23 protein-coding genes are annotated in these 23,540 nt (G+C 65.8%); 8 read left to right on the forward strand and 15 right to left on the reverse strand.

The annotated features are described in order from the left end of the window. Positions 1–8 precede the first annotated feature (8 nt). The gene (locus NS355_RS06840) at positions 9–1,088 is read right to left on the reverse strand and encodes a PLP-dependent cysteine synthase family protein (RefSeq protein ID WP_058745022.1); all 1,080 of its coding nucleotides are present in this window, start codon (positions 1,086–1,088) and stop codon (positions 9–11) included. Between the two features lie 115 nt (positions 1,089–1,203). Between NS355_RS06840 and NS355_RS06845 the strand changes: the two genes are divergently transcribed. Next, positions 1,204–2,223, forward strand: a complete 1,020-nt coding sequence (locus NS355_RS06845; protein ID WP_058745023.1) for an SMP-30/gluconolactonase/LRE family protein — start codon at positions 1,204–1,206, stop codon at positions 2,221–2,223. 190 nt (positions 2,224–2,413) lie between these two features. Further along, positions 2,414–3,259: a fumarylacetoacetate hydrolase family protein gene (locus tag NS355_RS06850; protein WP_058745024.1), complete on the forward strand. Its 846-nt coding sequence runs from the start codon at positions 2,414–2,416 to the stop codon at positions 3,257–3,259. 216 nt (positions 3,260–3,475) lie between these two features. On the opposite strand, the gene NS355_RS06855 is transcribed toward NS355_RS06850, so the two are convergent. The 3 genes from NS355_RS06855 to NS355_RS06865 are packed head-to-tail and all read right to left on the reverse strand — an operon-like array spanning position 3,476 to position 5,186. Next, complete coding sequence (locus NS355_RS06855) at positions 3,476–3,742, reverse strand: hypothetical protein (protein WP_058745025.1); 267 nt, start codon at positions 3,740–3,742, stop codon at positions 3,476–3,478. 37 nt (positions 3,743–3,779) lie between these two features. Next, the gene (locus tag NS355_RS06860) at positions 3,780–4,568 is read right to left on the reverse strand and encodes an SDR family oxidoreductase (protein WP_058745026.1); all 789 of its coding nucleotides are present in this window, start codon (positions 4,566–4,568) and stop codon (positions 3,780–3,782) included. A gap of 60 nt (positions 4,569–4,628) precedes the next feature. Further along, on the reverse strand, positions 4,629–5,186 hold the full coding sequence (locus NS355_RS06865) for a TetR/AcrR family transcriptional regulator (RefSeq protein WP_058745027.1): 558 nt from the start codon (positions 5,184–5,186) through the stop codon (positions 4,629–4,631). 98 nt (positions 5,187–5,284) lie between these two features. On the opposite strand from NS355_RS06865, the gene NS355_RS06870 reads away from it, so the two are divergent. Genes NS355_RS06870 through NS355_RS06880 form a run of 3 tightly spaced genes read left to right on the forward strand, consistent with a single transcriptional unit; the run spans position 5,285 to position 7,649 of the window. After that, on the forward strand, positions 5,285–5,971 hold the full coding sequence (locus NS355_RS06870) for a DUF1349 domain-containing protein (protein ID WP_058745028.1): 687 nt from the start codon (positions 5,285–5,287) through the stop codon (positions 5,969–5,971). A gap of 2 nt (positions 5,972–5,973) precedes the next feature. After that, the gene (locus NS355_RS06875; protein ID WP_058745029.1) at positions 5,974–6,525 is read left to right on the forward strand and encodes a sugar O-acetyltransferase; all 552 of its coding nucleotides are present in this window, start codon (positions 5,974–5,976) and stop codon (positions 6,523–6,525) included. Then, a complete protein-coding gene (locus NS355_RS06880; RefSeq protein WP_058745030.1) occupies positions 6,522–7,649 on the forward strand; it encodes an acyltransferase family protein in 1,128 nt (375 codons plus the stop codon). Before NS355_RS06875 ends, NS355_RS06880 begins: the two co-directional genes overlap by 4 nt. Before the next feature lie 151 nt (positions 7,650–7,800). On the opposite strand, the gene NS355_RS06885 is transcribed toward NS355_RS06880, so the two are convergent. Further along, positions 7,801–8,607 carry a transglutaminase-like cysteine peptidase gene (locus NS355_RS06885; protein ID WP_244489582.1) on the reverse strand — a complete coding sequence of 269 codons (807 nt, stop codon included), beginning with the start codon at positions 8,605–8,607 and terminating at the stop codon, positions 7,801–7,803. A gap of 127 nt (positions 8,608–8,734) precedes the next feature. Here NS355_RS06885 and NS355_RS18635 point away from each other — a divergent pair, with 127 nt between their 5' ends. Together NS355_RS18635 and NS355_RS06890 are read left to right on the forward strand one after the other, a co-directional pair. After that, positions 8,735–9,181, forward strand: coding sequence for a hypothetical protein (locus tag NS355_RS18635; RefSeq protein WP_153008093.1), 447 nt, complete (start codon positions 8,735–8,737; stop codon positions 9,179–9,181). Positions 9,182–9,231: 50 nt separating this feature from the next. Further along, positions 9,232–10,551, forward strand: coding sequence for an exopolysaccharide biosynthesis polyprenyl glycosylphosphotransferase (locus NS355_RS06890; RefSeq protein ID WP_244489583.1), 1,320 nt, complete (start codon positions 9,232–9,234; stop codon positions 10,549–10,551). 154 nt (positions 10,552–10,705) lie between these two features. Here NS355_RS06890 and NS355_RS06895 read toward each other — a convergent pair whose 3' ends face one another. The 3 genes from NS355_RS06895 to NS355_RS06905 all read right to left on the reverse strand — a co-directional run bounded on the left by NS355_RS06895 (position 10,706) and on the right by NS355_RS06905 (position 14,478). Next, the gene (locus NS355_RS06895; RefSeq protein ID WP_058745033.1) at positions 10,706–11,932 is read right to left on the reverse strand and encodes a glycosyltransferase; all 1,227 of its coding nucleotides are present in this window, start codon (positions 11,930–11,932) and stop codon (positions 10,706–10,708) included. A 47-nt stretch (positions 11,933–11,979) separates the two neighbouring features. Continuing rightward, positions 11,980–13,071 (reverse strand): acyltransferase family protein, encoded by a 1,092-nt coding sequence (locus NS355_RS06900; RefSeq protein ID WP_058745034.1) that lies wholly within the window; start codon positions 13,069–13,071, stop codon positions 11,980–11,982. Between the two features lie 63 nt (positions 13,072–13,134). After that, positions 13,135–14,478 (reverse strand): oligosaccharide flippase family protein, encoded by a 1,344-nt coding sequence (locus tag NS355_RS06905; RefSeq protein ID WP_058745035.1) that lies wholly within the window; start codon positions 14,476–14,478, stop codon positions 13,135–13,137. A 415-nt stretch (positions 14,479–14,893) separates the two neighbouring features. On the opposite strand from NS355_RS06905, the gene NS355_RS06910 reads away from it, so the two are divergent. Then, a complete protein-coding gene (locus NS355_RS06910) occupies positions 14,894–15,343 on the forward strand; it encodes a PilZ domain-containing protein (protein ID WP_058745036.1) in 450 nt (149 codons plus the stop codon). A 52-nt stretch (positions 15,344–15,395) separates the two neighbouring features. On the opposite strand, the gene NS355_RS06915 is transcribed toward NS355_RS06910, so the two are convergent. The 7 genes from NS355_RS06915 to NS355_RS06945 form a co-directional block, all read right to left on the reverse strand. Next, a complete protein-coding gene (locus tag NS355_RS06915; RefSeq protein ID WP_058745037.1) occupies positions 15,396–16,169 on the reverse strand; it encodes a WecB/TagA/CpsF family glycosyltransferase in 774 nt (257 codons plus the stop codon). Then, complete coding sequence (locus NS355_RS06920) at positions 16,166–17,209, reverse strand: glycosyltransferase family 4 protein (protein WP_058745038.1); 1,044 nt, start codon at positions 17,207–17,209, stop codon at positions 16,166–16,168. The genes NS355_RS06915 and NS355_RS06920 overlap by 4 nt, the downstream gene beginning before the upstream one ends. Further along, the gene (locus NS355_RS06925; RefSeq protein WP_058745039.1) at positions 17,206–18,213 is read right to left on the reverse strand and encodes a glycosyltransferase; all 1,008 of its coding nucleotides are present in this window, start codon (positions 18,211–18,213) and stop codon (positions 17,206–17,208) included. Before NS355_RS06925 ends, NS355_RS06920 begins: the two co-directional genes overlap by 4 nt. 28 nt (positions 18,214–18,241) lie before the next feature. Next, complete coding sequence (locus NS355_RS06930) at positions 18,242–19,585, reverse strand: O-antigen ligase family protein (RefSeq protein ID WP_058745040.1); 1,344 nt, start codon at positions 19,583–19,585, stop codon at positions 18,242–18,244. An 83-nt stretch (positions 19,586–19,668) separates the two neighbouring features. After that, a complete protein-coding gene (locus tag NS355_RS06935) occupies positions 19,669–20,841 on the reverse strand; it encodes an acyltransferase family protein (RefSeq protein WP_058745041.1) in 1,173 nt (390 codons plus the stop codon). Positions 20,842–21,054: 213 nt separating this feature from the next. Next, positions 21,055–22,401, reverse strand: coding sequence for an O-antigen ligase family protein (locus tag NS355_RS06940; protein WP_058745042.1), 1,347 nt, complete (start codon positions 22,399–22,401; stop codon positions 21,055–21,057). Continuing rightward, a complete protein-coding gene (locus NS355_RS06945; RefSeq protein ID WP_153008094.1) occupies positions 22,398–23,531 on the reverse strand; it encodes an acyltransferase family protein in 1,134 nt (377 codons plus the stop codon). Before NS355_RS06945 ends, NS355_RS06940 begins: the two co-directional genes overlap by 4 nt. Between the last annotated feature and the right edge of the window lie 9 nt (positions 23,532–23,540).

The raw sequence follows: 23,540 nt of genomic DNA on the forward strand, positions 1-23,540 counted from the left end.
CGTCCCGATCAGGCGCTGGCAAGTATCGCCGTCATTTGCGCGGCATGGGGCCGCCAGTCGATGCCGCGCGCCTCCAGCCACGCATCGTCATAATAGGTGCAGCCGTACCGCTCGCCCCCGTCGCACAGCAAAGTGACGACCGAGCCGCGCTGTCCCGCTTCGGCCATCTCGGCGATCAGCGTGGCGCAGGCGATCAGGTTGGTGCCGGTCGACCCGCCGACCCGTCGTCCCAGCCGCGCCGACAGCGCCCGCATCGCGCCGATGCTGGCGGCATCCTCGACCGCGATCATCCGGTCGATCACCGAGGGGATGAAGCTGGGCTCGACACGCGGACGCCCGATCCCCTCGATGCAGCTGCCGCACCCCTCGGGAAGCGACAGCGCCTGGCGGTCGGCGAAGTGCCGGTGGAAGACCGAATGGACCGGGTCCGCGACGCAGAGCCGGGTGCCGTGCCGCTGATAGGCGATGTACCGCCCGATCGTCGCGGAGGTGCCGCCGGTTCCCGCGCCGCAGACGATCCAGGCGGGCACGGGATATTCCTCCGCCGACATCTGCGCGAAGATGCTCTCGGCGATGTTGTTGTTGCCACGCCAGTCGGTCGCCCGCTCGGCATAGGTGAACTGGTCGAGATAGTGACCGCCCGTTTCCGCGGCCAGCCGATGCGAGACGTCATAGACGGTGCGCGGATCGTCGACCGCGTGGATTTCGCCGCCATGGAAGCGGATCGCATCCAGCTTGGGCGCGGCGGTCGAGGCGGGGACTACCGCGATGAAGCGCAGGCCCAGCATCTTGGCGAAATAGGCTTCGCTCACCGCCGTCGAGCCGGAGGAGGACTCGATCACGCAGGTATCCGGCCCGATCCAGCCATTGCACAGGGCATAGAGGAATAGCGAACGCGCCAGCCGATGCTTCAGGCTGCCGGTCGGGTGGCTGCTCTCGTCCTTCAGGTACAGCGTGATCCCCGGATAGCGCGGCAGGTCGACACGGATCAGATGCGTGTCGGCCGAGCGGTTATAGTCCGCCTCGATCCGCCTGATGGCTTCCATGCGCCACGCGCACAGATCGGCCTTGCTCCGCTCGACAGTCATGCTTGCCCCATTCCTCCCCATCGCGCGGCTCATAGTCGCGAATGGCCGCTTTGGGAAAGATGGCGTGCCCGTGCCGCCGCTTGCGGGGGCGGATGGCTTGGCCCATGCTGGCCCCATGATCGCCTCTCGCCGCTCCGTCATCGCCGCCGGTCTCGCTCTCGTGGCGGCCCCAGCCCCCGCCTTCGCCGGTGCGACGGAGACGACGCCGCGCCTTCGCCGCCTGTCGCCAGAGCTCGACCGGATGATCGCGCCGGGCACCGAGCCGGAGGTGATCGCCACCGGCATACGCTGGGCGGAGGGGCCGGTCTGGGTGCCGGGCGGCGGCTATCTGCTGTTCGCCGATCCGCCCGCCAATATCGTCCGCCGATGGCAGCGGGGCCGGGGCATTTCGGTGGTGCTGAATCCCTCCGGCGCGGCGGGGACCGATCCCGCGCTGGTCCGCGAACCCGGTGCCAACGGACTGGCGCTGGATGCCGGGGGCGCACTCCTGATCGCCAATAGCGGCGGGCGCACCATCGACCGGGTGAACCTGAAGACCGGCCGCCGCACCGTGCTGGCCGATCGTCATGCGGGCAAGCGGTTCAGCAGCCCCAACGACCTTCACGTCGCGAGGGACGGTGCGATCTGGTTCACCGACCCGCCTTACGGCTTCAAGGATGGCGATGCATCGCCGTTGAAGGAACAGGCGGTCAACGGCGTCTATCGGCGGCGGCCCGATGGCCGTGTCGACCTGATCGACGGCACGCTGACCCGGCCCAACGGCATCGCGCTGTCACCCGACGAGCGACGGCTCTATGTGTCGGTGTCGGACGAGGCGGCACCCGCGATCATGGTCTATGACGTCGATGCGCACGGGCAGGTCGGCAATCGCCGGATGCTGCTCGACGCGCGCGCGATGCTGGCGGCGGGCGGGGCTGGCCTGCCCGACGGGATGAAGGTTGCGCGCGACGGCACGCTGGTCTGCTCCGTCCCCGGCGGCATGATGCTGATGACGCCCGAGGCGGAGCCGCTGGGGCTGATCGAACAGGGTGCGCCCATCGCCAATTGCGCGTTCGGCGAGGCGGGCCACGCGCTGTTCATGGCGGCGAACGACCGCATCCTGCGCCTGGCGCTGCGTCCTGGCTGGCAGGGCTGATCGCCATATCGGGCACAGGCAGGAAAAAAGGCATCACGCCGTGCGGCAGGCGCGGTGAGCGCGGTAGCGCTAATGAAAGCGAGGCATTAGGGAAGGGCGTCATGGCGGCGTTCGCCCGCCTGACCGGGCGCTGCGCAAGGGTCTTTGCCGTCACGACGCGTGGCGGCGTCACGTATAGGGAGACGGATCGATGAAGTTGTTGCGTTATGGCGAAATGGGCCGCGAGCGGGCCGGGCTGTTGGACGATCAGGGTCGCATCCGTGCACTGCCCGAGGCGTTGGGCGATCTGGCAGGCGACCGGCTGACGCCGCAGGGTCTGGCGGAGATCGCCGCGCTCGATCCCGACACGCTGCCCGTCGTCGAGGGCGATCCGCGCCTGGGCAGTTGCGTCGCGCGTCCCGGCAAGTTCATCTGCATCGGCCTGAACTATCGCGCGCACGCCGCCGAGAGCAATCTGCCCATCCCGGCCGAGCCCGTCGTGTTCGGCAAGTGGAGCAGCGCCGTCGTCGGCCCCAACGACGATGTCGAAATCCCGCGCGGCTCGGAAAAGACCGACTGGGAAGTCGAACTGGGCGTCGTGATCGGCACGCGCGGCCGTTACCTCGGCCAGGACGAGGCGCTGTCGCATGTCGCGGGCTATTGCGTCGTGCATGACGTGTCGGAGCGTGCGTTCCAGATGGATCGCGGCGGCACCTGGGACAAGGGCAAGGGCTGCGACACGTTCGGCCCGACGGGCCCGTGGCTGGTCACGGCGGACGAAGTGGGCGATCCGCAGAATCTGCGCCTGTGGCTGGAGGTGGACGGCAAGCGCTATCAGGACAGCAGCACCGCCGACATGATCTTCACCGTGGCCGAGCTGGTATCCTATGTCAGCCAGTTCTGCACGCTGGAGCCGGGCGACATCATCTCGACCGGCACGCCCGAGGGTGTCGGCCTGGGCCAGAAGCCGCCGGTCTATCTGCGCGCGGGCCAGACGGTGAAGCTGGGCGTCGAGAAGCTGGGCGAACAGACGCAGCGCATGGTCGCGGCGGGTTAAATTTCCCCTCTCCCCTCGCAGAGGGTAGAGGGCTGCGCAGACTTGGCCTTCGTAAAAACAAAGGCTTAGTCGGAGCTGGGTGAGGGGTGGAGCGCTCGCCGAGCGAGCGCGCGAGCCCATGGCTTGCTCAACCCCTCACCCAAGCTGCGCTAGCCAGCAGGCTGGCAAGCTCCGCTAACCCTCTCCCCTGTCCAGGGGAGAGGGATTTTCCTTCCATCAATCCTCTGCGTCGATCTCGCTGTCCACGCTGTCCATGAAGTCGCGCGCGGCCTCACGGTCTTCCTCGTCGTCAAAGGCTTCGTCGATGTCGGGGGCGACGCCGATCATATAGGCCAGGCACCACAGCGCGAAGCGGCGGCCGCTGTCGCGCTCCAGCCCGAACTGGACGCGCAGGCGGTCGATCCCTGCGCCGAGCTGTTCGGGGGTGAGGTCGGCGATCTCTTCGGTGCCGAAGAAGCGGACGAGCAACTGGTCGAAATCCATGGCCGTCCATAGCCGACCGGCCGCCCGTTCCCAAGCCTCAGTTGCCCGACTGGATTCGGTCGCCCGCCGCCCGCTGTTCGGCGGCGCGCTTCGTCAGGTTCTTCAGCGTTTCGTCGAACTTGCCCTCGCGTTCGGCCATGCGGAACGGGCGGACCTGATCGACCAGCACCTCCGAGGGCGTCGGCGTTTGCGCGAACTGCGCGGCGACCGCATCGGCAAATTCCTCGAGCGGCACATAGCCCGGACGATGCGCCTGACCCGGCGTCAGGTCGGTCTGTACGCCCGGCGGGGCCAGCTCGATCACCTCGACCTTGCCCTCCAGCTGGGTGCGCAGAGACACGGTGTAGGAATGGATCGCCGCCTTGGTCGCCGAATAGGTCGGCGCGGCGACCAGCGGCACGAAGGCCAGCCCCGAGGTCACGTTGACGATCACGGCATCGCTCTGCTGGATCAGATGGTCGATCAGCGCATTGGTCAGCCGGATCGGACCCAGGATGTTGGTGGTCAGCGTCGCCTCGGCATCGGCCAGGTCGCGGTGCCCGGTCAGATCCTCGAACTTCATGATGCCGGCATTGTTGAACAGCACGTTCAGCGCCGGGAAGTCGGTGACGATCTTTTTGGCGAAGGCGTCGACCGCGGCGGCATCCTCCACGTCCAGCGTGACGACATGGATGCGTTCGCGCCCTTCGGCGGCTTTTTCCAACGCCTCGCGACGACGCCCGGCGATGATGACGGTGTCGCCGCGATCATGGAAGCGATGCGCCAGCGCCTCGCCGATACCGCTGCCGCCGCCTGTCATCAGGATCGTGTTGCCGCTGGTCTTCATCGATGCGTCTCCGGGTCGGGTGGAATGATCCTCCGCACAATGATCGCGACCGGCTTTCGTTCACCCCGCGCCGCCGGTGATCCGATGCACGATGTCGCTGATCGCATTTCGGTCGAGCGGAGCGGGGTCGATCGAGTTGTGGATGCCGATCCCCTCGACCAGCGCATCGAGCGCGCGGGCGGTCAGCGGATCGAAGAACCGCTCCAGCGCGGCGCGGCTGTTGTTCATCCATCCCTGCATGACGGTCGAGACCGAAGGGTGGCGCGCGGCAAAGGCGTAGAGCTCGTAACTGAGCAGCAGCGTCCGCGGTTCGGCCCAGACCGAGCCCGCGATGATGTCGATGATCGCCTCGCGCGCATCGTCGCGGCTCCGGGCCTGCGCCATGCGCGCGGCGAAGGCGTGCGACGATTCCTCCGCCAGTTGCGTGAAGGCATCGGTCAGCAACGCCTCCAGCGACGTGAAATAATAGGTGACCGAGCCGAGCGGCACGCCCGCCGCCGCCGCGATCCGGCGATGGGTGGTGGCGGGCACGCCGTGTTCCGCGATCACCGTCAGCGCGGCGGTGACGATGCGTTGCCGACGCTCCGGGTCGTTTCGTCTCGCGGATCGGTCGGCCATGCAAAAACTCCGTTGCATCGAATATGTACAAATGTACACATGCTGTCGAGATCGGCAGCGAATGGCTCTGCCGTAGCGCGAAACGGGAAAGAAGAACCATGGACGAACTGCAGGTGTCGCGCCGTATGATCCTGGGCAGCGCGGTCGCATTGACCGTGCCGCAGATGGCGACGGCAGCGGGCGCCGCAACCGAAACGGCCGTGCTGGGGCGTAAGGACGGCGTCTGGCTGAACGCGCCGAGGGGCTGGCGGGCGGAGGCGAATGGCGATCTGGTGATGACCACCGATCGCGGGACCGATTTCTGGCGCGAGACCCATTATGGCTTCACCCGCGACAGCGGCCATTTCCTGGGCTTCCCGACCGGTGACGCCTTCACCGCACAGCTGCGTATCCGGGGGCGCTACGACAAGCTGTACGATCAGGCGGGGATCATGGTCCGGGTCGACGAACGCCGCTGGGTCAAGGCGGGGATCGAACTGTCCGATGGCCGCGCGATGCTGAGCAGCGTGCTGACCGATGGCCGGTCGGACTGGGCGACCGGCCCCTATGAGGGCGATGCGGCCGATTTCTGGATGCGCGCGACGGTCGCCAAAGGGGTGCTGCGCCTGCAGGTGTCGGCGGATGGCAAGCATTGGCCGCTGGTTCGGCTGGCGCCGTTTCCGGTCGCGCAAGGCTATCGGGTGGGGCCGATGGCCTGCACGCCCGAGCGGGAAGGGCTGGAGGTGCGCTTCTCCGACCTGCGCATCACCGCGCCGCTCGGCAAAGACCTGCACGATCTGAGCTGAACATGACCGGTCAGAAACAGAGGATGCTGGCGGGCGAATCGTACATCGCCGACGATCCCGAGCTGGCGGCGGATGCCGCCCGCGCGGCGGCGTGGATGGTTCGCTACAATGGTTCGCTTGATCAGGATGCCGCCGATCGGCACGCGCTGCTGGCCGAGGGGGTGGGGCAGGTGGGGGCGGGGGCCGTGGTCCGTCCGCCCTTCCACTGCGACTATGGCTATAACATCGTGCTGGGCGAGCGGGTGTTCCTGAACTTTGCCTGCGTGATCCTGGACGTGGCGCGGGTCGAGATCGGGGCGGGAACCCAGATCGGGCCGGGCGTCCAGATCCTGACCGCCGACCATCCCCGCGATCCGGCGCTTCGGGCACAGGGATGGGAATGCGGGCGGCCGATCCGTATCGGCGCCAATGTCTGGATCGGCGGCGGCGCGCTGATCCTGCCGGGGGTGACGATCGGCGACGATGCGATCATCGGCGCGGGCAGCGTGGTGACGCGCGACGTGGCAGCGGGGCAGACGGTGGCCGGCAATCCGGCGCGCGCGCTCGTGCGATGACGACGCCCAACACCACCCGGCAGGGCAAGCCGCATTTCGAGGTGCTCGACGGCCTGCGTGGTACGGCGGCGCTGCTGGTGGTGGCCTTTCATATCCAGGGCATCACCGTCTTGTTCGAGGCGGACCGGCTGTTGCTGCCCCATGCTTATCTGGCGGTGGACTTCTTTTTCGCGCTGTCGGGTTTCGTCGTCGGCTATGCCTATGACGATCGCTGGTCGCGGATGAGTGTCAGGGGCTTTCTGGCGCGGCGGCTGGTCCGCCTGCATCCGCTGGTGGTGCTGAGCGCGATACTGGGATTGGCGAGTTACCTGTTCGATCCCTTTGCCGGGGATCGGCAGGACGCGTCGCCATGGCTGGTAGGGCTGGCCTTTGTCGCGGCGCTGCTCGCCTTGCCCTCTGCGCCGCTGCCCAACCGGTTGGGGGACAGTCATCCGCTGAATGCGCCTGCCTGGACGCTGCTCCAGGAATATATCGCCAATCTGGCCTATGCCCTGATCCTGCGCCGCCTGGGCCTGCGGGCACTGATGGCGTTGGCCGGACTGGCGGCGCTCGCTTCGGCAGTCACGGCCCTGACGCTGGGGTCCTATGACACTGGCTGGGGGTTGCACAATTTCTGGGGCGCGCCGGTGCGGCTGGCCTATCCGTTCCTGGCAGGGTTGATCCTCTACCGGCTGGGCGACCATTTGCCGCGCCTGCGACTGGGGTGCCTGCCGCTCAGCCTGATCCTGCTGCTCCTGTTCGCCGCGCCTGTCCTGCCCGAAGTCGGCGGAGTGAAATGGAACGGGGCGTACCAGGCGGTCTGCGTGCTGATCCTGTTCCCGCTGGTCCTGATCGCGGGGCGGCATTCGGCGGGCAATGCCACCACATTGCGGCTGTGCAAGGTGGCGGGGCGGCTGTCCTATCCGCTGTACATCACCCATTATCCGTTCGTGTATATCTACATGAACTGGGTGGCGACCGGCCCCGGATCGAGCGGCAAGACGGCGGTGGTCGCGGTGTCGGTGTATCTCTTCACCCTGATCTTTGCGGCGGGGGCATGGCGCTTCTGGGATCGGCCCATCCGGGCCCGCTTGTCAGGCCGTTTCCCTCACGAAAGCGACGGCGGACCGGGCCGCGTCATCTGAAACATGGCATAAGCCCATCTGGGCGGCAGCGAACCGAGTCGCCGGTCCCGGCACGCGAGAATAGGGAATCGACCGGTCGCCGATCAGGGGTCGCGCGCTCCTCCCGCCGTGTCGAAACGGGTGTGCGGCAGGCAGGAGGGGCGGCGTCGCGTCAGGCGGCGTTGTGCCAGATCATCGGGTCGTCCATCGACTGGACGCTGATCCAGCTATAGGGCGCTTTGACCCAACTGACGATCATCGAGGAGCGGCCGTCCAGCACCACATCCTCATTCTCCATGCGCGCGACCAGCACGGTGTGCAGGCCCGCCGCGCGGGAATAGACCACGGCAAAGGCCAGCCGGTTGGCGGGAAAGCCCGCCGCGACCAGTTCCGCGCGCTTCTCGATCGCCAGGTCCTCGCAATCGCCGACCGCACCACGGCCTATGCCGGTGGGCCGCCACAATTCGCCGACGCCATAGATTTCCTGGTCGGACCGCTGCTTCACCCGGTAGTTGACGTTCCGGTTGATCCGCTGAAGCATCGCCTTCTGCTCGGCGGGAGACAGGGTTTCGTGCGTGCCCGACGCGACGGGTGGCGAGGCAGACGACGCGGTTCCCTGCGGCCCGCCCTGGAACACCGCCGGACGCAGATCGGTCAGCGGGGCGGCGTGCCGAGGCGACACCCACGACGCGGCCAGTCCACCCCAGCGCGCGTCCCCGGCCAAGCCGGCGTCGGCCTGGTCGCGCAAGCCCGCCGTGGCAAAGGCCCCGGATGGGCCCTTGGGCTGCGTCGGCGAGCAGAAGCCAGGCTCCACGCCGCTGGCGCACATTTCGACAAAGCCGCGCGGGGGCGCCGTTTCGCTGCCCAGGCGGACGAATCCGCCCGGCACGCTCCTGGCCTCCGCCGCGCTCACGCCCAGCGTCGTTGCCGTCAACGCCAGCAGCGCGGATTGCATGGTCCGGTTCGTGAACGACCTCATGCCGATCTCCTCCAAATCACGGACGAAATTGGCCGATCGCTTCTTGCGGGCGGGTTCAGAGGGAAGGTTTAACGGGAATTAACCAGTTTTCCGGATATCGCCAGTTCGCCGTGACGATCGCGTAACGATGGCCACGTCACTGGGTACGGCCGCCATGCCAAAAGCTTTAGGCGCGATCCGCCACATGCAGGCCAATGGGCGGTGCTGTTTCCTGATTTCGGGGTGTCCGGGCCATGGCCCACAATGGGACAGGGGCCGCCCGGCGCGCATCGCCGTCTTTCCACAATCGGGTTATTGGATCGGCAAAGTTTTTAACCGTTACCATCGCAAAGAAACGGCGCTTCATCACGCCGCTCTGGCGAAGGCGAAGGAAAGGGTGTTCGCAACGTCGCTGTCGGCGTGTCGGCCGATCGATGATTCGGTCGCGTCGATCCCGGCCCATGACGAAGAACAGGTTCGCGAGAGGCAGGTCGAGCAAGTTGGCTCTTCATCAAGGTTGAAGCAGGGGATTTTAGATACATGCCATGGACGTTGCCTTTCTTTACGATCACGCAATCGGATCGGTGATCGATGAGCGGGCAAATTTTTCCAGGCGATCAACCGCTTGATGCCGTGGCGCGGTCGATGCGATCGACCACGCTGCGTCTGCGCCTCTATATCCTGCTGGCCTTGGCCGACGCCTTGGCCATTTCGCTGGCGATGCTGGCTCCGCTCTACATGCCGACCTATGGTGTGCAGTGGATTCCCATCCTGTTCGTGGCGCTGGCCCTGTATGGCTGGACCTCGTTTACGAAGGGCGCCTTCTCGATTCAGGCGTTGGAGGCACCGCGCTTCGGCATCCGGACCGCGCTCCACGCGCTGGCGGCGACCTTTGCGGGGCTTTTTCTGGTATCCTATTTTCTGCGTCTGGAGCAGCGGCTGCCCCGGTTGACGCTGCTGGCGGTGATGATCGGGGCGGCGCTTCTGCTGATCCTGTTCCGGCTGATCGTCGACAAGCTGGCCCGACGCCGCCATGGCCGCTCTCTGGTGTCCGAACTCGCGCTGGTCGATGGCGAGGACGGCGCGATCCTGCGCTCCTCCTGCCTCTCGACCGAAACGCTGGGGATCGAACCCGATCTCGCGAATCCGGCGATGCTCGATGCCTTTGCCCGCCTGACGCGGGGCATCGACCGGGTGGTCATCTTCTGTCCGCCCGAGCGCCGCGAACGCTGGGCGATGATGCTGAAGGGCGCCAATGTCCGGGGCGAGATCGCGACCGAGGGGCTGGAGCAGTTCGGCGTGCTCGGCGTCGAGCGCTATAAGGGACGCGTGACCCTGCTCGTGTCGACCGGCCCGCTGGCGCTGGCGCAGCGGATCATGAAGCGCATGCTCGATATTTCGGTCACCCTGCCGCTGTTGATCCTGATCTCCCCCGCGCTGCTGGCCGTGGCGGTGGCGATCAAGCTGGACAGCAAGGGGCCGGTCTTCTTCAAGCAGCGCCGCGTCGGCCGCGGCAACGCCTTCTTCAACATCTATAAATTCCGCAGCATGATTACCGAGCAGTCGGATTCCGAAGGCCGGGTTTCGGCGTCACGCGACGACAACCGGATCACGCGGGTCGGTCGCCTGATCCGTCGCACCAGCATCGACGAATTGCCGCAGCTGTTCAACGTGCTGCTCGGATCGATGAGCCTGGTCGGCCCGCGCCCGCATGCGCTGGGTTCGCTGGCGGGCGAGCATCTCTTCTGGGAGGTGAACGAACGCTACTGGCATCGTCACGTGTTGAAGCCCGGCATCACCGGCCTCGCGCAGGTGCGGGGTTTCCGGGGGGCGACCCATCACCGTCGCGACCTGGAGCAGCGGCTTCAGGCCGACCTGGAATATATCGCCAACTGGTCGCTGTGGCAGGATATCGTCATCATCATCTCGACCCTGAAGGTCGCGGTCCACCGTAACGCCTATTGATCCGGGGCGTCGGTGTTTCCCTTGGCCTTCGACTTCGCTCACGCCGAATGGAGCGAGGGGCCAGAAGGCTACGCGGATCGCGATGGGCTAGACGTGACAAAAAAGGGGACGGCGGTCGCCCGCCATCCCCCGATCGTTCAACGCCTGAAAGGCTTCAGGCGCGCGCCATCAGTCCGGCGCGGTGTGCATACACACCGTCTTCGTCGTACAGTCCGCCACTGGCCGCCGCCTGGCCGATCAGCCGGGCGAGCCCTTCACGATCGGCATGAAGCGCGGCCAGCTGCGCCGCCAGCGCCTGGGGATCGCCCGGCGCGGTGAAGGCGCCGCCGCCGTGCTGCTCGACTAGTCCGCGCGGATAGCCGGTGCCGTAACCGACCAGCGCGCATCCCGAGACCAGGGCTTCCACCAGGCACCGGGCCGACTCCGCCGTCTGGTGACAGAAGAGCAGCAGGTCGCTTTCGCGCAGGCGGCGCAGGATCACGTCATGCCGCCCCTCGAACCCGGCAAGGTCGACATGGTTCGCCAGCACGCCCTGCGACACGCGCGCCTGCATGGCATCCAGGTCGGGGCCGTTGCCGATCCAGGTGGCGCGGAACGGCACCTGCTGGGCGGCAAGGTCTTCGAGCGTCGCCAGCCAGTCGAACGGACCCTTCATCGCCGTGGCGCGGCCGACATAGATGATCTCCAGCGGGGCGCCGCCGGCGATCCGCGCCTGCTTGGCGGCGATCGCCTCGGGTGCGATCCGGTCCGACACATGGGTATGTGTGTCATAGGTACAGTGCGGCTCGGGCGCGTAGCGGGCATAATGATCGAACGTGTCGCGGCCCTGCAGCAACGCCACCTTGCTGTGGCGCAGAATGTGGCGGGTATAGGCCTCGGCCACGGGAATCAGGATTTCGGCGGCGGCGCGCTTGGCGATCGAGCCGCGCCGCGCCTTCGCACGGATGAGCGATGGCTCGACCACATCGATCCAGGCGGCATAGTCCCGCTTCTGCCGCTTGGCCTCGATCGCGGCCAGGGCGGGCCAGTCGCCGATCAGCCCGCCGATGGTGAAGCACAGGTGACGATGCCGGGCGATGGCGTCGCGCAGCGTGCGGCGGACCGCCCCATAGTGGCGCTTCATGCCCGCCAGGCCATAACCGCTCGGCAGCGCGCGCAGGTCGAGGCGGCCGTCGAACATCGCGTCGTCCGCCGCTACCCAGCCTGCGGGCGGGCTGCTGTCCGGCGCATGGTCCTGCGCTATGCCATAATAGGTCACGCGGCTGAAATACCGGCACCACTGCGCAATCCCGGCGGCGGTCTGGCCGTCGATCCAGGCACGGTTGCCCGCGATCCGCACGGGAACATGGGTGACGAGGAGAAGCGAGTGATCGTCCGACATGGCGATAGTCCTTCAGATCGTGGAGCCGCAGGGGAGTGCCGACGCCCTCAGCGGGGCAGACCCGCCGGAGCCGTGCGGTTCGGGCGTACGAGAAGCGATTTGGCCAGCCGCACCAGCGGCTGCTCGATGACCAGCGAGATGACCACGCCGACCCCGATGGCGAGCAGCGAGACGCCGGCCAGGATCACCCAGCCGCCCGGATCGAAGCCCAGTTTCGCGCGCACCGCCAGCACGCTGGCCAACACATGCGAATGGAAGAGGTAAATCGAATAGGAAGCGTTGCCGAGGAGTATCCCGATCCGGGTGACGAGTCCGGGGGGGCAGGCGACCCGGACCGACAGCGCCACGATCAGGCCGCCCATCACGCCCATCAGGCCCGTGGTGATCAGCGTCTGCCCCTGAAGGCCCAACATCCCGCACACGGCAAAGGCGGCGATCGACAGCGCGGTCAGGATGAAGAGCGGATTGACCGGCATGACCAGGTCGCGCTTCGGCGGGTAGCGGACGAACAGCAGCCCGACGATCAGCCCGGCGCCGAACTCCAGATTGGTCGAGCTGAACAGGATCGACGCGGTCGTGTCGATATAGCCGGTCGTCGCCGTCCAGGAGCCGAGCGTGGCGACATAGGCGAAGGGAGACAGCACCCAGAGCAGCAGGATCCAGCGTGCGGGCCGGATGGTGAAGAAGGCGAGGCAGAACAGGATGTAGAAGACCAGTTCCTGCCGCAGGGTCCAGATGATCGTCGGGCGCAGGAAGGAGTCGGGCCAGAGCACCATCGCGCGCAGATAGCCGCCCCATTCGGCGGGGGCGCGGACGAAGACGGCCTGCATCGCGGCATAGGACAGGATCGCGATCCACATCAGCGGCACGATGCGCGAGAAGCGCTTCTCGAAGAAGGAGGCCGCGCTGATCTTCGGCGTGAAGTCGGATCCGCGCAGCACGACCGCGCACATGATGAAGGCGCTGATGACGAAGAAGATGTCGACGCCCAGGAAGCCATATTCCAGCGCGCCGCCGAGAAGGTTGAAACCGCCATATTTGGGATCGCCCAACATGCCCGCAGTGTGGTCCACCACGACGGCGGTCGCGCAGATGCCCCGCAGCATCTGCAATCCTTCCAACTCCTTGCGCTTCGCCACCTCACATCTCCCTGTCGAGCCGATCCCTTGCCGTGCGCGCGTCACCCCGCGCCATGAACCGGCCTAGTGGATCATGCTCCATGGCACGCCCAGGCCAATCGCCATGCGAATGCCGACCCATCCCGCCACGACCAGCACCAGCACCAGGGTCAGCGCCAGATCCTGCCGGACATAGGTGATCCGGGCCCGGCGCTGGGCGGCAAGCAGAATGCCGTAACGGCACAATTCGGTGGCGGGCAGGGCCAGGATCGCTCCGGCCAGGCCGCCGATCGCAAAGCCCAGCGGCAACAGCGCGGCGATGACGGCGATGCGGATCGTGTTGGCGAAGCTTACCACCTTGGGCTGGCCGCAGCCGAAGACGATCGCCTCGTTCAACTGGGCGACCACCGCGATCCAGCTGCCGATCAGCAACAGGCAGAGCATCCACCCCGCGTCCAGATAACGCTGGCCATACAGCATGTGCACCGCGACGTCGGACCAGGCCATGACGGTGGCGATGCCGCCGGCGACCAGCAGCAGGAAGTGCAGGCGGGTGCGCCCCAGTTCCTTGCGCGCGGGCTCGGCGAAGGCGCCGCTGGCGCCGTCCCGCTTGTCCGCCACGAAGGGGAAGACGATCTGAAAGGCCAGGCGTCCGGCGACGGTCGCGGGCAGATCCGAAATCGCCTTGGCGAGGCCGTAGATGCCCAGCGTCGCCAGCGTCACCACGCGGCCCAGATACAGCCGGTCGATATAGACCGCGGCGTAGAAGGCGAGCGAGGATATCATGATCCATTTGCTGAAATGGAAGATGTCCCAGGCATGGGCCTTAGAGAGGGTCAGCCGGTGGCGGGGATGCGGCAGCCAGTAGCTGAGCGCCGAGCGGAACGCGATGGCCAGCAGGATGCCGAAAATCGGCGCCCAGACATTGCGCAGCGTGAAGGCGAGGATAACGGTGATGACCAGGCCCACCGCCTCCGACGCGAGGTCGTAGAGATTGCGCGTCCGGACATCGAGCCGTTTGGCGAGCGTATAGATGCCGGTCGACATCATCGCGCTGATGAAAGGGGCCAGGCTGATCGCGAACAGGACACGGGTATCGACGCCGTAGAAGCCCGCCAGCAGCGGTGACAACGCCAGGCAGACCAGCGAGATCAGGATGCCGCGTATGACCTGGATGGTCCAGGCGGTGTTGAGGAAATCCGTATCCTCACCCGCCGGACTGTGGATGACATTCTGTTCCAGCCCGACATCGGACAGCAGGTCGGTGCCGACGCGGACGGCCTGCGCGATCACGACGATGCCCAGGATTTCCGGGCCGAGCAGACGCGACAGGACGATGTTGGACGCAAAGCGGATGCCCGCCGAAACCACATAGGTCCCGATGGTCCACAGCGATTTGGAACCGATGCCCGAACGCGCGTTGCTCACCGGGCGTCCTGTCCCGCGTCGTTGTCGACGAATTCAACCAAAGCCGCTGTCCCCAAAACGCGCCGAAAACCCATGGCCGCGCTCTGGTCTCGTATGCGACGCGAGGGGCATTTGCCACCGAAAGCTGTCGGTGCCGACTGCCCTTGGGCATAGGCCCAAAAGGAACCGAAAACCGGTGCTTACCCCTCCGATCCGCTAAGTGAATCCAGCTTTTGGGTATGTTTGCGCCGCGTGACGGACAGAGGGCCGCTGCGCGCGTGCGTCTCATTGGGGGACAATGGTGGCGCGATCGCCCGATGATGGGCTGGCGTCGATCCGATGTGGTGCACGGCCCGTTAACGATCCCGTTTAAGCAAATTTTGGACGTTCCAAGGCATTAGGGTTTCACCGCAGCAAAGGCCCGAACATGTCGTCAATGAACGCATTGCCCAAAACCGATGAGCGTCGCGCCTCGCCGCGTGTGCCGCTGGGTCGGACGGGAACGATCCGTCTGTCGGGCGAGCCCGACTCGCGTGAGGTGGTCATCAGCAACCTGACGCGGGACGGTTGCCGGATCGAAGTCACCGCCGATTTCCAGGCGGAGGATGTCGTGGTCATCGGCGTGCCAAGCATCGGCCGCGTGGCGTCGCGCATCGTTCATCGCGACGAACGCGGCTATGGATGCGCCTTTCTGGAGCCATTGCCCAAGGGCGGGGTGACCGCTGCGTATACGGGCAACAACGTCGCCATGTTCCCCGGCCAGCCGTCCTCTACGCGGCAGCGCCGCCCGGAACGCGGCAACCTGGCCGTGGGGATCGGCATCGTGGCGGCGATCAGCCTGGTCGGCTGGGCCGCGCTCGCCGTCGTGGCGACCCAGCTCCTCTGAACACCTGGCCCGGCGCCCGGCGCAGATAGGCCGGGCCGGGAGGCGTGCGGCATCAGCGGGCGCGGCGTTCCTCCGCGCGGACCCGCCGGACGTGCCGGACAAAGGCCAGCCCGTCCTTGACGTAGCGCGAGGTCAGCCGCTTCGGTTCCTGGAGCAGGCGGTACATCCATTCCATGCTGATCGACTGGACCCATTCGGGCGCGCGTGTCTTGACCCCCGCGACGAAATCGAGCGAGGCCCCCAGGCCCAGCGCATAGGTGGCGGGCAGCGTGGCGCGGTGCTGCATGATCCACTTTTCCGACTTGGGCGCGCCCACGCCCATGAACAAATGGGTCGGGTCGATCGCCCGGATCGCGCTCAGCAGCGCTTCGGTCTCGGAGGCATCCTTCTCGAAGCCGAAGGGGGGCACGGCCACGCCGATCGCCTCGCGCGTGAAGCCCCGCGCGACCATATGCTCGACCAGCCGTTCGGCCACCGTGTCGGTGCTGCACACGAAGAACATGCGGTGGTCGGCGGGGCGCAACCCGTCGAGCAGTTCGGGGAACAGGTCCGATCCCGTGATGAGCGGCGGCTCGACCTTGTAGAGGATCTTCGAGGCGAAGTTCAGCGGGCGGCTGTCGACGGTCGCCACCCAGGCGGCGCGATAGGCGTCCAGAAAGGCCGGATCCTGCTCGATCAGATAAAGATGGTCGAGATTGCAGGTCACGACCAGGCGCACGGAATCGGCGCGCTCGTTCAACAGCGCGGTGACCAGATCGGCGCGGTTGCCGGTGTAGAAATCGATGCCGAACAGGCGGTCCGTCTTCTTCACGAAGCCAGCGCTCATGCCATTTTCTCCAATACGCCCTCGGCAACGAGGTCGTCGATGATCCGTCCGCGCGCATATTCGCGCGCCTTTTCCTGGCGGTCCGCGATCAGCTCGGCCGGGATTCGGCGATCCGCAATGGCGCGGACGGCCTGCGCGATCGCGGGCACGTCGCCCGGCGTCACGGTCAGCGCCGGACAATCGACGAAGCGCGGTCCTTCGCCGACCGTGGTGATGACGCAGGGCGTGCCGCGCGCGAAACTTTCCAGGATGACGAGCGGGAAGGCGTCGACATAGCTGGGATAGACGACGCCCTCGGCCCCGTCATAGGCCGCCGCGATGGCCGCCGGATCGGCGAGCCGCCCACGCAGGACGATATCCTCGGACAGGCCGAGCGCGGCGATCTTGGCCTTCAGTTCCTCCAGGAACGCGGCGTCGCCCGTGCCGTACAGGTCGAGCGGCGCGCGAAAGCCCTCGCGATGGAGCAGCGCCCAGGCATCGACCAGATCGAGCACGCCTTTCTCCGCCACGAGACGGCCGACATAGACGAAACCACGTCGGTTGGCCTGGGCCGGGGCGGGGGCGTCATAGGCGGGGTGGATGATCGTGTGGATGCGATGCGGGCGCGCCACGGCGAAGACATCGGCCTGGTTCTGCGCCAGCACGAACAGGCGGCGCAGCCCGCGCTTCAGAATCTGCCCGGTCGGCGCGAACATCAGCGGCGAGGTGACGTGCTTCCACGATTCGGAGCAGTGCGCGATCGCATAGATATTGTCCGAGAAGGGGCGCAGCGCGGCGATGGCCAGCACGTCCAGGAAGCTACCATATTGGACCAGCACCGGCGCACCGGGATTTTCGCGGATCGCCTGGATCGTGCCGCGCAGGCGGTGGAGATAGGCGGCCTTGGTCGGCTGGTCGGGCGATGCCTCCTGGACATGGATGACGCGGTAGCCATCCAGCAGGGAACGCAGGTTACGATTGAACAGCTCGACCCCGCCCGGCGCGTGGCGATTTTCACGCGAAAACAGGATGACGGTGCGGGACGGCTTCATGGTGTTCATGCCCGGCGCTCCGACAGGTCGACGCTGGCCAACGGTCGCGACGGCGCGACGCGCGGGCGGAGGAACCCGCCGAGAAAGCCAATCGCCCCGACATTCCACTCGACGAACGAATACAGGCCCAGCTTGAACCCGCCGCGCCGCCAGGAGAGGAACAGGATCGGCCCGGCGACAAGCGCCGCCAGCACCGCGATCGCCGTCCAAGCGGGCCGGACCAGCAGCGCGGTCAGGAGCAGCGCCAGCCACCAGGCGGCGATGACCATCGTGAAGCGGATATGCTGTAATCCGCGCAGCACCAGCGGCAGGTGACGCTGGCCCAGCGCGGCGCGCAGCACTTCGCCCGCCGCGCCCGCATAGCCGGTCTTCAGCCGCCGCCACAGCAGTTTGTAGCCGCTGGTCAGGTGACCGTAATGATCCACCGCGGGCAGGTCGATCCGGGCCAGCTTCCAGCCGCGTGCGCGCAGCCGTGCAGCGAGATCGAACTCCTCAAAGGCATGGAGATTGCGGTCGGCGAACCAGCCTGCTTCGCGCAGGGCAGCGACCCGGTAGAGGCCGCCGCAGTCCAGCCGGTCGACTTCGCCGGGATTCCAGTGGCCGGTCGTCTCCAGCACGCGCGCGCGAATCTGGAAACCCTGGCCGACCGTGTTCATCTCGCGCACCCGGCCGCCGACACCGGCATGATCCGGATGGGCGTCGAGAAAAGCGATGCCCTCGCGTACGAAGGTCGGATCGATGACCATGTCGCCGTCGAGCAGGTAGAAATAGGTCCCGGTCGCGTTCTGGAAGGCGAGCTGTGCGCCCGCACCGCAGCAGCGCTCGTCCAGATTGGCCAGCTGGACGACCCGGATCGGGTAATCCGCCGCGATGCTCAGCGTCCGGTCGGTCGATCCGCTATCGGCCAATACGACATCGCCGCCGACGGGGACCGCCGCCGCCAGTGCGCTTTCGATCGAACGGCCGATATGCCGCTCCTCGTTCAGGGCCTTGATCCCGATCGTCACGGTCATGACATGATTGCTCCTAGGTTCCGGGACGTCATGATCGACCGGCAGGTATAGAGGGAAGGTGTCGCCGCGCCGGTGACATGGCGGGTGAGGCATGGGCGGCGTGCTCGTCCTCCCCCAGCCCGTCGCGCGGTGAGGGGCCGGTGTGCGGCAGGCGCGGGACACGGGTCGTGGCGATCATATTGTCCACGCAGGCCACGATGAAGGCCAGGATGAGGTTGCCGAAAAAGTCGCGCATCAACATCGTCGATTCGGTGAAATTCTGCCCCAGCTGCAGGATCAGGACGCCGACCGCCGCCGCCCCGTAGCGGGCGGGCACCCGCACGATCAGCAACTTGGTGAGGGGCACGACGAAAAACACCGCCACCGTCAGCACCAGTCCGAAAATGCCCAGCTGCGTCCAGTTGTCGAGATAGCCATTATGTCCCTGGGCCACGACGGAGGATACCCAGCTGCGACCATAGATATTGGCCGGGCTGATCGGGCCTGCGTCCCAGAAGCTGCCAAAGCCCGCACCCCACCAGGGATGATCCTTCAGGAAGCCGATCATCGTCTGCCAGATCTGGATGCGGCCGGTAAAGGCGTCCTCGCTGCTATCGAGCGAGGAGAGCAGCGAGGGAATATAATCGTTCCCGGCATAGACCAGCACCGCCCCCAGGATCAGCAACACCGGAACGAGCAGGACGCGATAGGCGGGGTTATAGTGGTAGTGCAGCCAGCCCGCGAACAGACCGACCCCCACCAGGCCGATCGACGTCTTGGAATGGGTGCGCAGCAGGAAATAGGCGGCCGCCGCGATCAGGACGAGCCGCAGGCCTAGGCGCAGACGGCCCATGCCGAAGCTCAACAGGACGATGGTGACGGCGGTGATCGGGCCGGCGTCGTTCTTGTGCGGGATGATCCCGCGCCAGTTGCCGCCCAGCGCCGGATCGCTTCCGCCATAGCGATGGACCGCCGCCGAAGTCGTCCCCACCGCCAGGTAATTCGCCACGAGAATGCCGACCAGCGTCCAGACCATGATGTTGATGGCGCGCCGATAGCCGAGCCCATCGACGATACGGAACATCAGCCAGATCACGATGAAGGTCAGGCCCAGGCGCCGCAGCCCGACAAAGGGTGTCGCCGACCAGGTGAGGCTCAGCAGGCAGAAGGCGAGCAGCACATACATGCGCGGCGGAAACGGCACGAGCCGCGACGGCTGTATCAGGGGGCGCGACGCCAGCAGAGTGATGATGACGCACGCAAAATAGATACCCTGCCGAAGCGCGCTACCGCTGCCCTCGCGCGCAGCGGTTTCGACGCCCTCCGGCGCAAAGCTCATCAGCAGCGTGGCCGAGGTAAGGGTCGCGCACACCAGCGCCAGACCCAGGACCATGTCGAGGGCCGCTTCTATGTCGATACGGCGCCATGTATTGAGGACAGGCGTGGTTAGCCTGCTCGGGGACCGCATCTGGGCGCTCACGACGCGTGCGACCGATCATGGATCAGGTCGGTGGCGTGGACGGGCTTTTCGAATTCGTCCGTCCTGGCCGAATGAAGGCGGTGGCGCCATGCCGCCAGCGGTCGCTCGACCCAGCGATACATCGCCGCCGCATAGAGGAAGGCGAGCATATAGGCGACGGGGACGGACAACAGGCGGCTCGCGATGAACTGGCGGAGCAGCAGCAGCAGCGGTAGATGGATGAGATACAGCGTGTACGAGTAGCGCGCGACGATCACCGAAAACGGGCTTGCCAGCAGCCGAGCCAGCCGCCCGCTGTCCCAGATCGCGTAGCTGAACAGGATATAGAGCGCCACGCCCTGCAACGTGTAGCGCAGCGTCTGGCGGAACAACTCGTCGCGGACGATCAGGCTGATGAAGAGGATCGCGATTGCGAGGATCGCATGGGTGGAATGCGGCCGCCAGGCATCGCGATCGAGCCGGGGATTGTTGAAAAGCGCCAGCGACACGCCGAACATGATCGAATCGATGCGCGTATGCGACCAATTGTAGTTGCCGCTATAATCCGCGAGCGTCAGGGCATAATAGATGCGGAAGCCGAGCGGTATCGCACAGACCAGCAGGCAGAACAGAAGCTGCTGTTTTTGCGAAAGCTTGCGGACGAGGAAGACATAGCAAAGCGGGAAGAACATGTAGAAATGCTCCTCCACCGCCAGTGACCAGATTCCCGTTAGAGGTATGCCGATCGGATTTCCGAACAGGCTGGCATAATTCTGGAAAAAGAAGACCTGGGAGACGACGCCTAGCCATTCCGGAGAACGCGGCAAGACAAAGATGCCGCTCGCGATCAGTATCTCGCAAAGCGCGAGCGAGATATACAAGGGCGGCAGGATACGGATGAAGCGGCGGATATAGAATTGCGCGAGGCTGACGGTGCCGGTCTGCCTGTTCTCACTGCGCATCAGCGAGGTGATGAGAAAGCCGCTGAGGAAGAAGAACACGGTCACGCCGAACCCGCCGGGGATCAGCGAGCCCAGCCCGCCATGCGCGCCCATGACGAGCAGGACTGCGATGGTCCGTATACCGTCCAGCGCAGGAATGCGCGACATCAGCAAAGGCGTGTCCGAACGCGCGGACACGATGCCTTCCGCCCCGCCGTCGTCGACCTTGCCGCTCAAGGTTCGCATCATCTCGATACCTCGCCGATCCGTACCCGTCGCATTTGCCCCACCGCCATCGTCCTTATGGACACGCCGAATGCTCGCATTAACCATAATGAGCCCCCCGGCTCATGTTGCTCTGCAGCAATACCAAGCATTCTGTGCCGATGCACTAAAGCGATCGTTCGAGACATCCCGTTCGTGGGTCGACTGGTGCCCAATTCAGGGACAAAAAGGTATCAATTATCCGTTTCGGGTCGATCGATCGCCCTTGGCGGCGTTGCGCACGCGAAAGGCCCTGGGGCCGGGCGTGGGCGATTTTCGAGCGAGATTCTGGATGACTGCTATTGCGAACGCGAGCATCAGATTGCCGAACGTATCGCGCGCCATCATGGTCGTTTCGGTCAGATTATGGCCCATCAGGAAGATCAGCAGGGCCGCCGCCGCCGCCGCATGATATTTCGACGGCATGGTGGCGATCAGCAAGCGGCCGCCGGGGATGACGAAGAGCACCGCCACGGCCAGCAACAGGCCGAAAATGCCCAACTGGGTCCACAGGTCGAGATAGCCGTTATGACCCTGCGACACCATGGCCGAAACCCAGGATCGGCCATAGACATTGGCCGGGCTGACCGGGCCGGCATCCCAGAAGCTGCCGAAGCCTGCCCCGAAAACCCAATGCTCGCGCAAATAGGCGGTCATCGTCCGCCAGATCTGGATGCGGCCAGTGAAAGCGGTCTCGCTGCTGTCCAGCGAATCGAGCAGCATCGGGACATAGGTGATCGCGGCATAGGCCGCGACCGCGCCGCCCAGCATGAGGACAGGGATCAACAGCGCGCGATAGGCCGGTCGGTAGCGCAGATAGGCCAGGCCGGTTGCCAGCCCGACAAACACGAGACCGAGCGAGGTCTTCGAATGCGTCCGGTAAAGAAAATAGCCCGATGCGAGCAGCATCGCCAGCCGCCAGACCATGGTCAGCCGTCCGCAGCCGAACGCCAGCAGGATGATGGTTTCGGCAAGGACGGGACCGGTGTCGTTCTTGTGCGGGATCAGGCCATGCCAGTCGCCCGCCAGCCCGGGATCGGTGGCATCGCCGCCCTGATGGATCGCGGCGGGGGTGGATGCGACATAAGCATAGTTGATGAACAGCAGGACCAGCAGCGTCGCCACCATATAGTCCATCGCCCGCCGATACCCCAACTCGTCGACGCAGCGAAAGACGGTCCAGATGATCATGACGGTCAGGATCAGGCGTCGCACCGCGACGCTGGGCGCGTCAGACCAGCCGATGCTGGCGACGCAGAAGGCGAGTAGCAGCAAAATGGTCGGCGGGATCGCCACCAGCCGCCATCCGATCTTGACCGGCCGCGACGCGATCAGGACCATGCCGACGCACAGACTGTAAAGCCCCTGGCGCAAGGCATTGCCCGCGCCGAACTGGGCCGTGTATTCGGTGGCGCTCGGCGGGATCGACTTGATCTGCGTCGCCGACACCAGGATCAGCAGGACGAAAGCACCGACCAACAACCAGTAGCGCAACTGGTCGAGAGAGATGTCGATGATTTTGCGCGAGCCACGTTTCGCCGTCACGCCGAATGCCTAGGGGAAAGGCGATCCCGCAGGCGCGTCAGGATCGGCTTTTCGATGTAGAGGTGAACGCCGATGCCGACGATGACCGACCCGACCCCGGCGGCGACAAAGTAGACGACCCCCGGTATCCACATCAGCGCCTTCGACTGCAGCGACCCCGCGACCGAAAGCACGGCGGAGTGGACCAGATAGATCGAATAGGACGCGTCACCGATCAGCAGCAGGGTCGGGGAGGAGAACAGGCGTGGATAGGCCTTTTCCGCGACGAGGCAGATGGCCAGGACGAACAGGACAGGCAAAGCGACCGCAAACAGCGCCAGATTGTCATGGTCGAAATTGGCGCGCGGCCCCACGATGCCCGACACGGCCACGCAACTGATGCCCAGGCCCAGCAGCAGCGGAATCAGCGCGCTGGCCCTCAGATGAGGCATCGCCCGCCACAGCAGGGCACCGAGGATGAAGTACAGATTATAGACGTTGAGGGGATCCAGGGCGTATCTGTGGAAGACAAACACGGACACCAGGATCGCGACCGTCCAAAGGGGCCATAGCAGTCGCGACGCGTGACGGCTCAATATCGCCAGCGCGAACAGGCCATAGAACATGACCTCGAACAACATGCTCCAAGCGACCTTGAGCGGCAGTTCCGGGTCCTGCACGAACGGCAGGAGCATCACGGTGGTCAGGAGATTGCCTGGGCGCAGGTCGAGCGGGCGATAATCGGGTTTGAAATAGGTTGCGATCAGAAACGCGACCGCCATCAGCCAATAGATCGGATAGACGCGGACGAAACGCCGCCACGAATATCGGGCCAGGCGCTGCGGGACGCCGACGTCGCGATGATGCGCGAGAAGAATCGTGAAGCCCGAGATCATGAAGAACAGGTTGACGCCAAGCCAGCCCCACTCGGCCAGACCGCCGAACTGGGAATTGGTGCCATAGTTTCGATGCCCGAGGATGATGTCGGTGTGATACAGGACGACCGCACAGGCCGCGAAACCGCGCAGGACCTGGATCGACAGCACGCGCGACTTGGTACCCCCGACACCGGCAAGCGTAGGCGAATCGGGCAAGGACTTGTCAGGCAGCGGCGCGGTGGCGGTCATCGCCGTCTCCATGCGGGCGTTCAAGGCATGCTC

The organism is Sphingomonas yabuuchiae (assembly GCF_001477495.1).
Lineage (GTDB): Bacteria > Pseudomonadota > Alphaproteobacteria > Sphingomonadales > Sphingomonadaceae > Sphingomonas > Sphingomonas yabuuchiae_A.

Bases quoted from the DNA above. Each gene is read 5' to 3' on its own strand.
- NS355_RS06865 (WP_058745027.1), bottom strand. From the start codon at position 5,186: ATGGCCGACCGATCCGCGAGACGAAACGACCCGGAGCGTCGGCAACGC.
- NS355_RS06855 (WP_058745025.1), bottom strand. From the start codon at position 3,742: ATGGATTTCGACCAGTTGCTCGTCCGCTTCTTCGGCACCGAAGAGATC.
- NS355_RS06930 (WP_058745040.1), bottom strand. From the start codon at position 19,585: ATGGTCCTGGGTCTGGCGCTGGTGTGCGCGACCCTTACCTCGGCCACG.
- NS355_RS06920 (WP_058745038.1), bottom strand. From the start codon at position 17,209: ATGAACACCATGAAGCCGTCCCGCACCGTCATCCTGTTTTCGCGTGAA.
- NS355_RS06925 (WP_058745039.1), bottom strand. From the start codon at position 18,213: ATGACCGTGACGATCGGGATCAAGGCCCTGAACGAGGAGCGGCATATC.
- NS355_RS06895 (WP_058745033.1), bottom strand. From the start codon at position 11,932: ATGTCGGACGATCACTCGCTTCTCCTCGTCACCCATGTTCCCGTGCGG.
- NS355_RS06840 (WP_058745022.1), bottom strand. From the start codon at position 1,088: ATGACTGTCGAGCGGAGCAAGGCCGATCTGTGCGCGTGGCGCATGGAA.
- NS355_RS06850 (WP_058745024.1), top strand. From the start codon at position 2,414: ATGAAGTTGTTGCGTTATGGCGAAATGGGCCGCGAGCGGGCCGGGCTG.
- NS355_RS06880 (WP_058745030.1), top strand. From the start codon at position 6,522: ATGACGACGCCCAACACCACCCGGCAGGGCAAGCCGCATTTCGAGGTG.
- NS355_RS06910 (WP_058745036.1), top strand. From the start codon at position 14,894: ATGAACGCATTGCCCAAAACCGATGAGCGTCGCGCCTCGCCGCGTGTG.
- NS355_RS06860 (WP_058745026.1), bottom strand. From the start codon at position 4,568: ATGAAGACCAGCGGCAACACGATCCTGATGACAGGCGGCGGCAGCGGT.
- NS355_RS06935 (WP_058745041.1), bottom strand. From the start codon at position 20,841: ATGATGCGAACCTTGAGCGGCAAGGTCGACGACGGCGGGGCGGAAGGC.
- NS355_RS18635 (WP_153008093.1), top strand. From the start codon at position 8,735: ATGGCCACGTCACTGGGTACGGCCGCCATGCCAAAAGCTTTAGGCGCG.
- NS355_RS06870 (WP_058745028.1), top strand. From the start codon at position 5,285: ATGGACGAACTGCAGGTGTCGCGCCGTATGATCCTGGGCAGCGCGGTC.
- NS355_RS06890 (WP_244489583.1), top strand. From the start codon at position 9,232: ATGCGATCGACCACGCTGCGTCTGCGCCTCTATATCCTGCTGGCCTTG.
- NS355_RS06885 (WP_244489582.1), bottom strand. From the start codon at position 8,607: ATGAGGTCGTTCACGAACCGGACCATGCAATCCGCGCTGCTGGCGTTG.
- NS355_RS06845 (WP_058745023.1), top strand. From the start codon at position 1,204: ATGATCGCCTCTCGCCGCTCCGTCATCGCCGCCGGTCTCGCTCTCGTG.
- NS355_RS06875 (WP_058745029.1), top strand. From the start codon at position 5,974: ATGACCGGTCAGAAACAGAGGATGCTGGCGGGCGAATCGTACATCGCC.
- NS355_RS06915 (WP_058745037.1), bottom strand. From the start codon at position 16,169: ATGAGCGCTGGCTTCGTGAAGAAGACGGACCGCCTGTTCGGCATCGAT.